General features: G+C 68.1%; 11 protein-coding genes. 5 read left to right on the top strand and 6 right to left on the bottom strand.

Annotated elements, in window-relative coordinates:
- Nucleotides 1-33: 33 nt before the first annotated feature.
- The 4 genes from AC3A84_RS14905 to AC3A84_RS14890 form a co-directional block, all read right to left on the bottom strand.
- Nucleotides 34-2,037: a PhoX family protein gene (locus tag AC3A84_RS14905; RefSeq protein ID WP_487970734.1), complete on the bottom strand. Its 2,004-nt coding sequence runs from the start codon at nt 2,035-2,037 to the stop codon at nt 34-36.
- A gap of 187 nt (nt 2,038-2,224) precedes the next feature.
- Nucleotides 2,225-3,055 (bottom strand): BPSS1780 family membrane protein, encoded by an 831-nt coding sequence (locus tag AC3A84_RS14900; RefSeq protein WP_487970732.1) that lies wholly within the window; start codon nt 3,053-3,055, stop codon nt 2,225-2,227.
- Between the two features lie 266 nt (nt 3,056-3,321).
- Nucleotides 3,322-4,281: a homoserine kinase gene (locus AC3A84_RS14895; RefSeq protein ID WP_487970730.1), complete on the bottom strand. Its 960-nt coding sequence runs from the start codon at nt 4,279-4,281 to the stop codon at nt 3,322-3,324.
- 110 nt (nt 4,282-4,391) lie between these two features.
- Complete coding sequence (locus AC3A84_RS14890; RefSeq protein ID WP_487970728.1) at nt 4,392-4,766, bottom strand: hypothetical protein; 375 nt, start codon at nt 4,764-4,766, stop codon at nt 4,392-4,394.
- Nucleotides 4,767-4,825: 59 nt separating this feature from the next.
- Between AC3A84_RS14890 and polA the strand changes: the two genes are divergently transcribed.
- Together polA and yghU are read left to right on the top strand one after the other, a co-directional pair.
- Nucleotides 4,826-7,615, top strand: a complete 2,790-nt coding sequence (gene polA / locus AC3A84_RS14885) for a DNA polymerase I (RefSeq protein ID WP_487970726.1) — start codon at nt 4,826-4,828, stop codon at nt 7,613-7,615.
- A 149-nt stretch (nt 7,616-7,764) separates the two neighbouring features.
- Complete coding sequence (gene yghU / locus AC3A84_RS14880) at nt 7,765-8,658, top strand: glutathione-dependent disulfide-bond oxidoreductase (RefSeq protein ID WP_487970724.1); 894 nt, start codon at nt 7,765-7,767, stop codon at nt 8,656-8,658.
- Nucleotides 8,659-8,665: 7 nt separating this feature from the next.
- Here yghU and AC3A84_RS14875 read toward each other — a convergent pair whose 3' ends face one another.
- Nucleotides 8,666-9,619 carry a LysR family transcriptional regulator gene (locus tag AC3A84_RS14875; protein WP_487970722.1) on the bottom strand — a complete coding sequence of 318 codons (954 nt, stop codon included), beginning with the start codon at nt 9,617-9,619 and terminating at the stop codon, nt 8,666-8,668.
- Nucleotides 9,620-9,752: 133 nt separating this feature from the next.
- Here AC3A84_RS14875 and AC3A84_RS14870 point away from each other — a divergent pair, with 133 nt between their 5' ends.
- The 3 genes from AC3A84_RS14870 (at nt 9,753) to AC3A84_RS14860 (ending at nt 12,356) form a co-directional block, all read left to right on the top strand.
- A complete protein-coding gene (locus tag AC3A84_RS14870; RefSeq protein WP_487970720.1) occupies nt 9,753-10,301 on the top strand; it encodes a carboxymuconolactone decarboxylase family protein in 549 nt (182 codons plus the stop codon).
- A 77-nt stretch (nt 10,302-10,378) separates the two neighbouring features.
- Complete coding sequence (locus AC3A84_RS14865; RefSeq protein ID WP_487971056.1) at nt 10,379-11,353, top strand: Bug family tripartite tricarboxylate transporter substrate binding protein; 975 nt, start codon at nt 10,379-10,381, stop codon at nt 11,351-11,353.
- A gap of 97 nt (nt 11,354-11,450) precedes the next feature.
- Nucleotides 11,451-12,356 carry a LysR substrate-binding domain-containing protein gene (locus AC3A84_RS14860; protein WP_487970718.1) on the top strand — a complete coding sequence of 302 codons (906 nt, stop codon included), beginning with the start codon at nt 11,451-11,453 and terminating at the stop codon, nt 12,354-12,356.
- Between the two features lie 36 nt (nt 12,357-12,392).
- On the opposite strand, the gene AC3A84_RS14855 is transcribed toward AC3A84_RS14860, so the two are convergent.
- Complete coding sequence (locus tag AC3A84_RS14855; protein WP_487971055.1) at nt 12,393-13,631, bottom strand: D-amino acid dehydrogenase; 1,239 nt, start codon at nt 13,629-13,631, stop codon at nt 12,393-12,395.
- Nucleotides 13,632-13,886 lie beyond the last annotated feature (255 nt).

Raw genomic sequence — 13,886 nt, 5'->3', positions numbered from 1 at the left:
GGCCGCAGCGAGCTGCCGGCGCGGGCTGGCGCGTCAGCCGTTCTTGGGCTTGTTGAGCGACATCTGCGTCTGCACGGCGGTCAGATAACCCACCGAGGCACCGAAGCGGTCCTTGTAGTTGGCGCGCACCAGCGGGTCCAGCGTCGGCTTGACCAGGTCGTGCAGCGGGCTTTCCCAGTCGCCGGGATGCTGGAAGTTGCTCATCACGTAAGTCCAGCCGTTGATTTCGTCCACTGCCTGCAGTCCGGTGGATTCGGCGCCGGCGGGCACCGACAACACGCGGCTGAGCTGCTTGGTATCGACGTTGTAGGCCCACAGGAAGTTGTTCACGTGCATGCCGCTGTCTTCGCCGATGAAGAGGGTGCGCAGCTTTTCCGCGAACTTGATGTTGTCGGGGTTGGCGATCTTGTCGGCGTTGGCCAGGTTGCCCAGTGCGTCGGCCTTGGGGAGATCCTCGCCGATCAGCGCTGCGGGGGCCTGCATGCTGACCGACACCCATTCGCTGTTGATGGCGGAACCGGACGTGTCCTTCTGGCCGCCCATCAGGGCGTGTTCATACACCGCACCCGCCTTCGGGCCTTCGACCTGGATGTCGCCCTGGTTGGCGGCGTTGCCCTTGAGCATGCTGCTCTGCACGTAGGACATGGCGGAATAGGCCTTCTTGTCCTTGACGTTGACGGTGGTGCCTTCCATCTTGGTGAAGCCCATCGAGGCGCCCTTGAGCGCGGCATAGCGGTGGGTTTCCAGGAAGGCCGCGGCCTTTTCCATGCCGGGCTTGAGCTTGACCCAGTTCTTCTTGCCGTTGAAGAAAATCTGCGTGTAGCTGGTGTCGGCCGGGTCGCTGGTCTTCACGTCCATGATGTCGGAGGCCTTGATGCCGCCGTCCACCAGAGCCTTGATCTCGGCGCTGGTGGCATGGCCCAGGTTGATCCAGCTGATGTTGCCGGCGCCGGGGCCGGTGCCGGAGGTCTGCGTCCACTTGCCTACGTACAGGGTGCCGGCGGACAGGTCTTTTTCCTTGTCGGCCACGAACATGAACAGGCCGCCGTTGGTCGCGTCGTCACCCATCAGCGCGGTGCGGTTGTCGGGCATGACCTGCACCAGCTCATGCGAGATGCGGCCCATGCAGTAGTGCTTCTTGATGCTGCCGGTGCCGTCGGGGTTCACGGTCACTTCCGGCATGTGGCCGTAGTCGTAGGGGTTGGCCTTCGTGGCGTCGCCGAACAGGTTCTTGCTGAAGCTCTGCAGCTGCGCGTTGGTGGCCAGGGTGGCATCGGGTTCGTACTCTTCGCTGGACAGGTGCGTGTTCCAGGGCGAGAGGCTGGCGCCGCAGGTGATCCAGAGGCCCTTCACGCCCGAGGTGTCCACGTTGTGGTACTTGACCAGGCTCAGCTTGCCGGTGGCGGGGTCCTGGTCCAGCGTCAGCACGGCGATGGGCGAGGGCAGCTGGCCGTACATGGATGCCTGAGCCTGGTTGCGGGTGGTGTATTCGAACTGCACCACGGCGAACACGGTGTTGCCCTTGACGCCGGTCACGGTGGCCTTGTCCAGCTTCAGCAGCGAGGTGCCGTCCGGGCAATCGGAGAAGAAGGGGCGTTCCTTGCCGGGCACCGAGGCGTCGATGATGGGCTTGTTGTTGATGTCGAAATAGCCGCCAGCCAGGATGGTGCCGCCGGCGGTGCTGGGCACCTGGTCACCGGTGATGAAGAAAGGCTGGTAGGCCAGCTGGTAGCTCTGGGTGGAGTTGTCGCTGAACTTCACGCTCAGGGTGGAACCCACCGTGGTGGTGGACATGGCGGCGGGCGACGACAGCGAAGGCGCTGCCATCGAGCTGAAGCTGGACGAGACGTAGCTGGCAGTGGTGGCGGTGCCGCCAGTGCCGCCCGCGCCGGCCGTGCCGGTGTCGTTGTCGTTGCCGCCACCACAGGCGCTCAGCAGGCTCAGGGTGGTGGCTCCGGCGCCCAGGGGCAGCATGGGCATGCCGGCCAGAAATTGCAGGGCCTTGCGGCGCGAAGGCATGGAGGTAGTGTTGTGCATCGTTATTCCAGTGGGGCGGTGGCGCGAGTGCCTCGGCGCAGGAGCGTGGGAACGATCCGGGCTGGCCTCGCGCGGCGGGACGGGATGGGGCTCCAGGCTATTCCTGGGCTGATCCGCCGCGAATACTAGGAACGAACGATGACAGGGCGGTGACTCGCCCCGCGCTGAAATATGGCGGGGCGATGAATCAATCCACTGAAGTGGTTGGGGAATAGGCGTCGCTAGCGGTCGGCGGCATGCGCTCGGGCGGCTCGAAGCAATCGCGGAACGAGAACACCACCGAGGTGAAGAACATGGCCGCCAGCAGCATGGCGGTACCCACCATGATGCCCGCCATGATCCCCGCCCCCAGGCCCATTACCGCCAGCAGGGCCGCAACCACGCTGGCGGCGATGCCAGCACCCAGGAAGACGCCCGTCCAGGCCAGGCCATAGACCGTGAAGGCCCAGAAGTTGCGCGTGCAGGCCACGATGCTGAAGAACAGCGCCTTGACGGGCGGCACGCCGTGCCAGTGCACGAGCCCGGGCGCATGCCAGAACAGCAGCGACAGTGGGATGTAGAGGATGAGCGCCAACCACATGGCCGCCTGGAACTGGGGTTGCTCGGCGATTTCACGCGTCATGGGCTCGCCACCCAGATAGACGCGGGCGAACTGCCCGTCGTCCAGCAGCGCGGAGAGCGCCATCACCGCCAGGAAGCCGATGGCGTAGAGAGCACCGAGCGTGAGCATGGAGCGCAGGCGCTGGCGGCCGGTGCGGAAGGCCACCAGCAGCAGCGCGGGCGTGGGGTAGCGCCCCTGCGTGGCGTCGCCCGCGGCCACCATCATGGCCAACGTGGCTGCCGGCAGCAGCGCCAGCGCCAAGGCGGGTCCGATCAGCGGCACCAGGGTGGCGATCGACATGGCGGCCATGGTCACGAAGAACAGCGAGGCCAGCGCCATGGGTTGGCGCCAGAAGACGCGGATGCCGAGGCGGACCCATTCCAGGCCGGCGCGGGCGGGGACGATGTGCAATTTCATGGCGTGGCGGTGTGCGTGGATCGCGAGCAGGGCCGGGGCCGCGAGGCCCGGGCTGTTGCTTGAAAAAGAGTCAGGAAAGGGGTTCTGGAAAAGGCTGCGCGCCGGCGAGCGGACACGTTTTCGCCATTGTCAGGCCCCTGCGCGGACGGAGGTCGCAAAGCCTTGCATCTCCGAGCCCGTAAGGGGTTTCAGGCGCTTCCGGGCGGCCAATGCGTTGCGTGGACGCCGCACCGGCCCTGCGCCGCAGGGCCTGGGGTGCCAGTGACTCAGAACGCGCTGGCGAGCACGGGGTGCGCCACCCGCTCGCGCAGCACCCGTTCGAAGTGCGTCGGGTCGTGGGGTTTGAGCATGGCCGCTTCGCGCGGCAGGTAGAAGTCCCAGAGCCGGGAGATCCAGAAGCGCAGGGCCCCGGCACGCAGCATGGCGGGCAGCAGCGTGCGTTCCTCGGCCGTGAGCGGGCGCACGGCCTGGTAGGCGCAGAGCAGGGCCGCTGCGCGTTCGGGCTGGTGCGTACCCGTGGCGAGGTCGATGCACCAGTCGTTCAGGCACACGGCCAGATCGAACAGGAAGGTATCGACGCCCGCGAAGTAGAAGTCGAAGCAGCCGGTGAGCGTCTCGCCCTCGAACATGGCGTTGTCGCGGAACAGGTCGGCATGCACCGGGCCCCGGGGCAGGGCGGTGTAGGCCGACGATGCGGCGATGTGGTTCTGGTAGGCCAGTTCGGCCTGCAGCAGCGCGGCCTGGGCCGCATCCAGGTGGGGCAGCACGACCGGCACCGTCTCGTTCCACCAGGGCAGCCCGCGCAGGTTGGGCTGGCGGCGGTCATAGTCGCGCCCGGCCAGATGCATGCGCGCCAGCATGGTGCCCAGGGCCGCGCAGTGCACGGCCAGGGGCGCCAGCTGGCTCTTGCCGCGCAGCTTGTTGACCACGGCGGCCGGCTTGCCGGCCACGCGATGCAGGATGTCGCCATCCGCATCCGCCTGAGGATCGGGCACCGGAATGCCGGCATGCGCCAGATGCTTCATCAGGTGCAGGTAGAAGGGCAGCTGCTCGGCCGACAGGCGCTCGAACAGCGTCAGCACGTATTCGCCCTGGTCAGTGGTGGCGAAGTAGTTGGTGTTCTCGATCCCGCCCTCGATGCCGCGCAACTCGATGAGCGAGCCCAGGTTCAGGCGGCGCAGCAGATCGCTGGCCTCGGGGAGGGAGACTTCGGTGAAGACGGCCATCGGTCAGGACAACAACAGGAAAAAAAGGGGCGGGGAAGAAGCTAAAAAGCGGGGCCAACGGGCCCCGCTCGGGTGTGCCTGCTCTGGCGTGGCCAGAGCTGCGGCGCTGATCAGAACTTGCCGAGATTCCAGACGCGCGGGCCGGTGATGGTCTCGGAGCCGTTGCGTCCGCCGGGGCTGGAGCGGGCGCCGTCGGACGGCTGCACTTCGTATTCGGGCATGGAGCCGGTCTTGGGCTGCACGGTGATGCTGCGCGTCTGGCCGCCGATGCGCAGTTCGTTCACGCGGCTGCCTTCATCTTCCACCACGATGCGCTCGGCGCGCTGGTTGTAGCGGTTGCCGGCCTGGTCGCGCTCGTCCACCGGTTCGCGCTGGACGGCGCCGCCCTTGGCGGGAGCAGCCGCAGGGGCTGGAGCCTGGGACTGAGCCAGGGCCGAGGCGCTGGCGAGGGCCAGCAGGAGCAGGGAGGTGTGAGCGGCGCGCATCGCCGGATTGTAGGCCTTGCGCCCGGCGCGGGTCGGGCCGTGGCGGGCACAATCCGTCCATGAGCAAATCCAAGACCCTGGTGCTGGTGGACGGCTCCAGCTATCTCTACCGCGCCTTCCACGCCATGCCCGACCTGCGGGCCGTACCCGGCGACCCGTCGAGCCCCGCCACGGGTGCCATCCGCGGGATGATCAACATGCTGCAGGCCTTGAAGCGCGAGGTGCCGGCCGGCTACGCCGCGTGCGTGTTCGACGCCAGCGGCCCGACTTTCCGCGACGCGCTCTACCCTGAATACAAGGCGCATCGTGCGCCCATGCCCGACGACCTGCGTGCGCAGATCGAACCCATCCACGAAGTCGTGCGCCTGCTGGGCTGGCCCGTGGTGTGCGTGCCGGGCGTGGAGGCTGACGACGTGATCGGTACCCTGGCCTCCTGCGCGGCGCGCCAGGGCTTCGAGGTGATCGTCTCCAGCGGCGACAAGGACCTGTCGCAACTGGTGAACGAGCACATCACCATCATCGACACCATGAGCGGCAAGCGCCGCGACGTGGCGGGCGTGACGTCCGAATTCGGCGTACCGCCCTCGCTGATGGTCGATTACCAGACCCTGGTGGGCGACGCGGTGGACAACGTGCCCGGCGTGCCCAAGGTGGGCCCCAAGACGGCCGCCAAGTGGCTCAATGAATACGGCTCGCTCGATGCGCTCATCGCCCGCGCCGACGAGATCAAGGGCGTGGCCGGGCAGAACCTGCGCGGCGCGCTGGACTGGCTGCCCAAGGGCCGCGAGCTGGTGACCATCAAGACCGACTGCGACCTGATCGGCCATGTCGAAGGACTGCCTGCTATTGATTCGATAGCTATGGGCGCAGAAGATATGGGCGCACTGCGCGGTTTTTACGAGCAATACGGCTTCAAGGGTCTGGCGCGCGCGCTGGAAGCCGCCGCTCCTGCGGCCGCCGCCGGCGCCACCACCGAACGGGGCGCCAGCGGCGACCTGTTCGCCTCGCCAGAGGCCACGGCCGTGGCCGAAGCCGCGCAGGGCCGCGAGGTGGCCTACGAGACCGTGCTGACCTGGGAGGCCTTCGACCGCTGGTTCGCCATCGTCCAGGCGGCCGAGCTGGTGGCGCTGGACACCGAAACCACCTCGCTCGACGAGTTGCGTGCCGAGATCGTCGGCATCAGCTTCAGCGTGGAGCCGGGCGCTGCCGCCTACATCCCGCTGCGCCACGAAGGCCCCGATGCGCCCGAGCAGTTGCCCATCGACGAAGTGCTGGCGCGCCTCAAGCCCTGGCTGGAGGACGCCTCGCGCCCCAAGCTGGGCCAGCATGTCAAATACGACCGGCACGTGTTCGCCAACCACGGCATCGACGTGCGCGGCTATGCGCACGACACCATGCTGCAGAGCTACGTGCTCGAAGTGCACAAGCCCCACGGCCTGGCCAGTCTGGCCGAACGCCACCTGGGCCGCAGCGGCATCAGCTACGAAGACCTGTGCGGCAAGGGCGTGCACCAGATCCCGTTCGCCCAGGTGGCGGTGGACAAGGCCGCCGCCTATTCCTGCGAAGACTCCGACCAGACGCTGGACGTGCACCGTGTGCTCTGGCCGCTGCTGCAGGGCCAGGCCGGCCTGCTCGACATCTACGCGCTGGAGATGGCCAGCAGCGAGGCGCTGTTCCGCATCGAGCGCAATGGCGTGCTGATCGACGCCCCCACGCTCGCCGGGCAGAGCCACGAGCTCGGCCAGCGCATCGTGCAGCTGGAGCAGGAGGCCTACGAGATCGCGGGCCAGCCCTTCAATCTGGGCAGCCCCAAGCAGCTGGGCGAGATCTTCTTCGACAAGCTCGGCCTGCCTGTGATCAAGAAGACCGCCACCGGCGCGCGCAGCACCGACGAAGAGGTGCTGGAGAAGCTGGCCGAGGACTACCCGCTGCCCGCCAAGATCCTGGAGCACCGCAGCCTCTCCAAGTTGAAGGGCACCTACACCGACAAGCTCAGCCAGCTCGCCAACCCGCGCACCGGGCGCGTGCATACGCACTACGCGCAGGCCGTGGCGGTGACGGGGCGGCTGTCCAGCAACGACCCCAACCTGCAGAACATCCCGATCCGCACGGCCGAAGGCCGCCGCGTGCGCGAAGCCTTCGTCGCGCCGCCGGGACGCCTGATCGCCAGCGCCGACTACAGCCAGATCGAGCTGCGCATCATGGCCCACCTCTCGGGCGACGAGTCGCTGCTGAACGCCTTCACCCAGGGGCTGGACGTGCACCGCGCCACGGCGGCCGAGGTGTTCGGCGTCGAGGTCGATCAGGTGAGCAGCCAGCAGCGCCGCTATGCCAAGGTCATCAACTTCGGCCTGATCTACGGCATGAGCAGCTTCGGCCTGGCCAAGAACCTCGGCATCGAGACCAAGTCCGCCGCCGCCTACATCGACCGCTACTTCCAGCGCTACCCCGGCGTGAAGCAGTACATGGACGACACCAAGGCCGCCGCCAAGGCCCAGGGCTATGTGGAAACCGTCTTCGGCCGGCGCCTCTACCTGCCCGAGATCAATTCACCCAACGGCCCGCGCCGCAGCGCCGCCGAGCGCGCCGCCATCAACGCGCCCATGCAGGGCACGGCGGCCGACCTGATCAAGAAGGCCATGGTCGAGGTGCAGCGCGTGCTGGACGCGCAGCGCCCCGACGTGCTGATGATCATGCAGGTGCACGATGAACTGGTGTTCGAGCTGCCCGCCGAGCACGAGAACTGGGTGCACACCGAAGTGCCTCGCATCATGGCCGAGGTGGCCGCGCTGAAGGTGCCGCTGCTGGCCGAGGTGGGCGTCGGCCCCAACTGGGACAAGGCGCATTGAGCCAGGGGGCTGCCTGCCCCGAGGCCCCCTCCGGGGGGCTGGCTCGCCGCGCAGAAAGCACCCCGCTCAGCGGCGATGGCGTTGCCTCGCTAAACTGATTCGGCACCTGCTGGCGAGCCAGCATTCCCCTTTGTTAGCCGAGAAACCGCATGCCCGATTCCACCCCCTACACCCCTCCCGCCATCTGGCAATGGCACAAGGAAAACGGCGGCCAGTTCGCCAGCATCAACCGGCCCGTCGCCGGGGCCACGCACGATAAAGAGCTGCCGGTGGGCAAGCACCCGCTGCAGCTCTACTCGATGGGCACGCCCAATGGCGTGAAGGTGACGGTGATGCTGGAAGAGCTGCTGGCGCTGGGCCACAGCGGGGCGGAGTACGACGCCTGGCTGATCCGCATCGGCGATGGGGACCAGTTCAGCAGCGGGTTCGTGGGCATCAACCCCAACTCCAAGATTCCTGCGCTGCAGGACCGCACCGACCCGGCCCACCCTGTGCGGGTGTTCGAGTCCGGCGCCATCCTGATGTACCTGGCCGAGAAGTTCGGCGCCTTCCTGCCCAAGGATGGCGCGGCGCGTGCGGAGTGCCTGTCGTGGCTGTTCTGGCAGATGGGCAGCGCGCCCTTCCTGGGGGGCGGCTTCGGGCACTTCTATGCCTACGCGCCGGTCAAGATCGAATACGCCATCGACCGCTACGCGATGGAGGCCAAGCGCCAGCTGGATGTGCTGAACCAGCGCCTGGCCGTGACGGAGTACGTGGCGGGCGACGAGTACACGGTGGCCGACATGGCGATCTGGCCCTGGTATGGCCTGATGGTCAAGGGCGAGGCCTACGACGCGGGCGAATTCCTGCAGGTGCAGGAATACACCCATGTGCTGCGCTGGGCCGAGCAGGTGGGCCGGCGCCCCGCCGTGCAGCGCGGGCGTATGGTCAACCGGGTGCGGGGCGACCTCGCCAGCCAGCTGCTGGAGCGGCACGACGCCAGCGATTTCGACACCCGCACGCAGGACAAGCTGGCGGCCAGCGCACCGGACACGGTCGCCTGACCGGCTTTCAGTCGGCCTTTTTGCGCCTGGGCGAGGGCGGCAGCAGCCATTCGGGGTGCTGGGCCATCAGGGCGTGGCTCACGGCCGCCACCTCCTGCATGGCGGCGGCGGCGATCGCGCTGGGCTGGCCCAGCCGGCGCGTGACGACGCCCACCGAGCGCAGCGGGCCGTCGGTGATTTCCGAGATCTGCACCCCGCGCATGCCGCCCAGGATGGGCAGCACGCCCAGATAGGGCAGCACGGCCACGCCCACTTCCTTCTTTACCAGGCCCGCCACGGTGGCGACCTGGTCCACCTGCATGCGCGGGCGGTATTCGATGCCGCGCTGCAGGTAGGCCGCGCTCATGTAGCGCATGGCGGTGCTGGCATCGGTCAGCGTGATGAGGGGCAGGGCCAGCAGCTCTTCGAGCCGGATGCGCGCTGCCACCTGCCGGCGCCACTTGCCGCTGGACAGCAGCACGAAGCGGTCGCGCAGCAGCTCTTCGTAATGCAGGTCGGGGTGCGATGGCGCGACTGAGGCCAGCGCGAAGTCGGCCTGATGGTCCAGCAGGCGCTGGATGCAGGCGCTGTTGGCGCAGTCGTGCACCTTCAGCTGCGGGGAGCGGAACTGCCGCTCCAGCGCGGCGCAGACCTCGGGCAGGACCGCATAGGCCAGCGACGGCCAGGCGGCGATGGCGAGCTGCTGCGCCTCGCGCTCGGCGGAGGACTGCATGCGCTGCAGGCCCGCATCCAGCTCGCCCACCACCGAGCGCGCCAGCACCGCCATGCGCGCGCCGCCCGGCGTCAGCCGCACGCTGCGCGTGGTGCGCTCGAAGAGCGGAAGCCCCAGCTCGGCTTCCAGGTCCTGGATCGCCTTGCTGAGCGAGGGCTGGGTGATGAAGAGCTTTTCGGCCGTCTTGCTGAAGTTCAGCGATTCCGACAGCGCCAGGAACATGCGCAGCTGCTTGGGTGAGACATTCATTCTCTGGCTCGATAAATTGATAGATGCAAAGAATTTCAAAAATATATCGCAGCAGCCTAGGATGACTCAACGAACCGACGGCGCCTGTCCGCCCCGCCAGGGCAAGGCGTCCCATGCAACTGGAGTGAACCCTGTGGCCCGAATTCCCTATGCCGACTGCACCGCCGATGGCGTGCGCCCCCTGGCCGAGCGCATCGCCGCCGAGCGCGGCAGCGTCCTGCACCTCTATCAGATGCTGCTGCACAGCCCGCCCTTCGCCGAAGGCTGGCTGAACTACCTCACGGCCGTGCGCCACAAGAGCTCGCTGCCCGGATCGCTGCGCGAGCTCATCATCATGCGCGTGGCCCAGCTGAACAACGCGCCCTACGAGGCCGACCAGCATGCGCCCATCGCGCTGCGCGAAGGCATCACCCAGGCCCAGCTCGACGCGCTGGCCGACTGGCAGGCCTGCGGACTCTTCAGTGCCGACCAGCGCGCCGTGCTGGCCTATACCGATGCCATGACGCGCCAGGTGCAGGTGCCCGATACCGTTTTCGCCGCCGTCGCCGCGCTCTACGAGTCGCCGCAGGTGGTCGAGATCACGGCCACCGTGGCGGCCTACAACATGGTCTCGCGCTTTCTCGAAGCGCTGCAGATTCACAGCGACGACGCGCACCACGATTCGGCCCCCCGCGCGCACTGACGCCGATACAGGCGGGCCCTGGCGCATGCACGGGGCACGCCCTAAAAGAACGAACCACAAAGGAGACAAGCACCATGATGACCACCCGCACCTTCCTCGCCGCCGCCGCTCTGGCGCTGGCACTGCCCGCTGCCGTGCAGGCGCAGTCCGATGTCTGGCCCAGCCGGGCGATCACCTTCGTCGTGCCCTATCCGCCCGGCGGGCCCACCGACCTGATGGCGCGGCTCATCGCCACGCCGCTGGCCCAGCGGCTCAAGGTGCCGGTCATCGTGGACAACAAGGCGGGCGCGGGCGGCAATATCGGCACGGGCCAGGTCGCCAAGGGCAAGCCCGACGGCTACACGCTGCTGCTGGCGGCCAGCGGCAACCTGGCGGCCAACCAGTTCCTCTATGCCAAGCTGGGCTTCGACCCGCTCAAGGACTTGGCGCCGGTGATCCAGATCTCGCGCTTTCCGCTGGTGCTGGAGGTGTCGGAGAAGAGTCCCATCCGCAGCTTCCAGGAGTACGTGGCCTTTGCCAAGGATCCGGCCAATCGCGCTACTTTCGGCTCTGCCAGCAACGGCTCGCCCCAGCACCTGGGCGCGGAGCTGTTCAAGGCCCAGGCCAAGATCGACATCTCGCACGTGCCCTACAAGGGCGCAGGCCCCGCGCTGGTCGATCTGATGGGCGGGCAGATCACCAGCATGTTCGACATCCTGGGCAGCTCGCTGCCGCACATCAAGTCGGGCAAGCTGCGGCCGCTGGCCGTCACCACCAAAGCGCGCACGCCGCTGCTGCCGGATGTGCCCGCGATCAGCGAACTGGGCTATCCCGAATTTGACTACTACGCCTGGCACGGTATCTCGGTGGCGGCCGGCACGCCTCGGCCCGTCATCAACCGCCTCAACGCGGAACTGAACGCCATCTTCGCGGACCCGGCCTTCAAGGCCAAGTGGCAGGAGATCGGCTCCGAAGTGGTGGCCGGTACACCCGAGCAGTTCGACCGCGTGATCCAGTCGGAGGCTCGCCGGATGCAGTCGCTCATCAAGAGCCTGAACATCCAGCTGGATTGAGCGACCAGGTCGGGCGCGGCTTGCCGTGCCTGCCATGGCCGCGCCGCGCATACCATCGGGCATCCGGTCTCCGCCGCCTGCCGGCATCGCCCCCTCCATGCGCCTGCGCCATATCGAAGTCTTCAACGCCGTGATGCTCACCGGCAGCGTGAGCGCTGCGGCGCGCCTCATCAACGTCACGCAGCCGGCGGTCAGCCGCATCCTGTCGCACGCGGAACTGCAGCTGGGCTTCGCGCTCTTCCTCCGCCACAAGGGCCGGCTGGTGCCCACACGCGAGGCGCAGACGCTCTATCCACACATCGAGCGGCTCTTCAACCAGCTCGACGAGGTGCAGCGCCTGGCGGGCAGCCTGCGCGGCCAGCAGCGCGAGGGCGAGCTGCACATCCTCAGCGTGCTGGCGCTGAGCCATGAAGTGATGCCCCGCGCTCTGCGGGCTTTCCGCGCGCTGCATCCTGGTGTGCGCGTGACCATCGAGTCGCTGCATTCGCCGCAGATCGTTTCCGCCCTGGTGCTGCAGGAGGCCGATGTCGGTTTCGTGTTCTCGGCGCTGTCCCACCCGTCGCTGGAGCAAGAGACCCTGGCCGAAGGCCACATGGTCTGCGCTGCGCCGCATGGCTTGCTCGACGCGGCGCTGGTGGCCGCGGGGGCGGTGCAGCTGGCCGATCTGGCGCAGGTGCCGGTGGTGCGGCTGGGGCTCAACGACCCGCTGGGCACGCTGCTGAACCACGCCTGCCGTGAGGCGGAGGTCGGGCTGCAGTCCACGATCACGGTGCAGACCTACCATGCGGCGCTGGCGCTGGCACACCATGGCCTGGGCGTGGCGCTGGTGGATGCCTGCACCGCGGCCTCCGCCGATCGGACCCGGGTGGACGTGCTGGAGCTGCAACCGCGCATCGCGGTGCCCGTAAAGGCGCTGCGCATGCCGAACCGGCCGGCTTCGCTGCTGGCCGATGCGATGGTGCGCTGCATGCGCGACGCGATTCTGGAGACGGTGAGCGACTGATTCGCACCCGCTCCCATGTGCGGGGCGAGCCGGGTGTTACTGCCCCATCGCCTGCGCCAGCTGCTCGGCCGTGCCGAACGACAGGGTGAAGCCCAGCGCGCCGTGCCCGGTGTTCAGCCACAGGTTGCCTGGCCCGCCCGGCTGCCGGCCCACGATGGGCAGGCCTGTCGGCGTGGCGGGGCGCATGCCGGTCCAGGGGTGGAGCTGGAGCGCGTCGCGGTCGAGCTCCCGGCCCAGAACGGCTGCCAAGGTGGCGCGCAGGCGCTCGATGCGGTCTGCGGGAATGCTCCGGTCGTCGCCCACCAGCTCGGCCATGCCGGCCACGCGCAGGCGGTCGCCCAGCCGGGCGAAGACCACCTTGCGGGCCGCGTCGGTCACGTTCACGCGAGGCGCCCAGGCCGCGCCCGGTGGCGCATCCACCGTGATGCTGTAGCCCTTGAGCGGGTAGACCGGCACGTACAGGCCGAGTCGCGCCGCCCATTCCGCGCTCGCGCTGCCCAGGGCCATCACGAAATGATCGGCGGTCACCGAGGTCTCTTTCTCCCCCGTGGCGGGCTTCACGCGCACGGCGGAGAGGGTGCCGTCCGCCATGCGCGTGAAGCCCGTCACCTGCGCGCCTAACAGGAAGCGCACGCCGCGTGCGGCCAGCAGCGCATGCAGGTCGTCACAGACTTTCTGGCAGTCGGCCGCGCATTCGCCGGGCGTGTAGATGGCGCCCGCGATGTGCTGCGCATCGTGGGCCAGGGCGGGTTCCAGCTCCACGCAGCGGGCGGCGGAGACCGACTCCTGCTCGCAGCCCCAGGCGCGTTGCAGTGCCATCTGCCGCTCGCCGGCGGCCAGTGCTTCGCGGGTGCGGTACACCACCAGCTTGCCAGTGCGAGTGAAGTCGCAGTCCAGACCCTCGCGCTCGCGCAACTGCTCGAAGGCCTGCCGGCTGCGCGCCGCCATTGCCAGCAGCGTGCCGGTAGTGCGCCGGGAAGTCTCCGCATTGCAGGCCGCGAGAAAGGCTGCACCCCAGCGCCATTGGCGCAGGCTCCATTGCGGGCGCAGCTTGAGCGGCGAATCCGGGGAGAGCAGCAGCTTGGGCAGCTGGCCCCAGACCGTGGCGTCGGCGAGGGGCTGCACGTAGCTGTAGCTCAGCTGCGCACCGTTGCCGCCGCTGGCGCCGCCGCCCACGGGCCCCTGGTCGATCACCGTGACCTGCCAGCCCCGCCGCTCCAGCGCGTAGGCCGTGGTCAGACCCACGATGCCGGCGCCCATCACACATGCATGCATGCCCATTCCGATTTCCATTCGTTCCATCGGTGGGCACTGTAGGAGCGCACGCACCGCTTGAACAATGCCGATCGGAGGGCAGGCCATGCCGGCAGGTTATGCACCGGATCGAAGCGGTCCGCTTGGGTTGCGCGGGCGCGGCTCTTGCTTTGGTGAGGGGATGGCCTGCTCCCCACCATAACTTTCAGGCATGGCCTGGCGCGCGGAAGGCATTGTTCAAGGCGTCGCCGCCTTCCTACAGTGCGTGTTCCGCCG

The organism is Paracidovorax sp. (assembly GCF_057642795.1).
The sequence above is the reverse complement of the archived record's forward strand: the minus strand, read 5'-3'. Positions and strand labels throughout refer to the sequence as shown.

Bases quoted from the DNA above. Each gene is read 5' to 3' on its own strand.
- AC3A84_RS14895 (WP_487970730.1), bottom strand. From the start codon at position 4,281: ATGGCCGTCTTCACCGAAGTCTCCCTCCCCGAGGCCAGCGATCTGCTG.
- AC3A84_RS14855 (WP_487971055.1), bottom strand. From the start codon at position 13,631: ATGCATGCATGTGTGATGGGCGCCGGCATCGTGGGTCTGACCACGGCC.
- AC3A84_RS14860 (WP_487970718.1), top strand. From the start codon at position 11,451: ATGCGCCTGCGCCATATCGAAGTCTTCAACGCCGTGATGCTCACCGGC.
- AC3A84_RS14875 (WP_487970722.1), bottom strand. From the start codon at position 9,619: ATGAATGTCTCACCCAAGCAGCTGCGCATGTTCCTGGCGCTGTCGGAA.
- AC3A84_RS14905 (WP_487970734.1), bottom strand. From the start codon at position 2,037: ATGCACAACACTACCTCCATGCCTTCGCGCCGCAAGGCCCTGCAATTT.
- yghU (WP_487970724.1), top strand. From the start codon at position 7,765: ATGCCCGATTCCACCCCCTACACCCCTCCCGCCATCTGGCAATGGCAC.
- polA (WP_487970726.1), top strand. From the start codon at position 4,826: ATGAGCAAATCCAAGACCCTGGTGCTGGTGGACGGCTCCAGCTATCTC.
- AC3A84_RS14900 (WP_487970732.1), bottom strand. From the start codon at position 3,055: ATGAAATTGCACATCGTCCCCGCCCGCGCCGGCCTGGAATGGGTCCGC.
- AC3A84_RS14890 (WP_487970728.1), bottom strand. From the start codon at position 4,766: ATGCGCGCCGCTCACACCTCCCTGCTCCTGCTGGCCCTCGCCAGCGCC.
- AC3A84_RS14865 (WP_487971056.1), top strand. From the start codon at position 10,379: ATGACCACCCGCACCTTCCTCGCCGCCGCCGCTCTGGCGCTGGCACTG.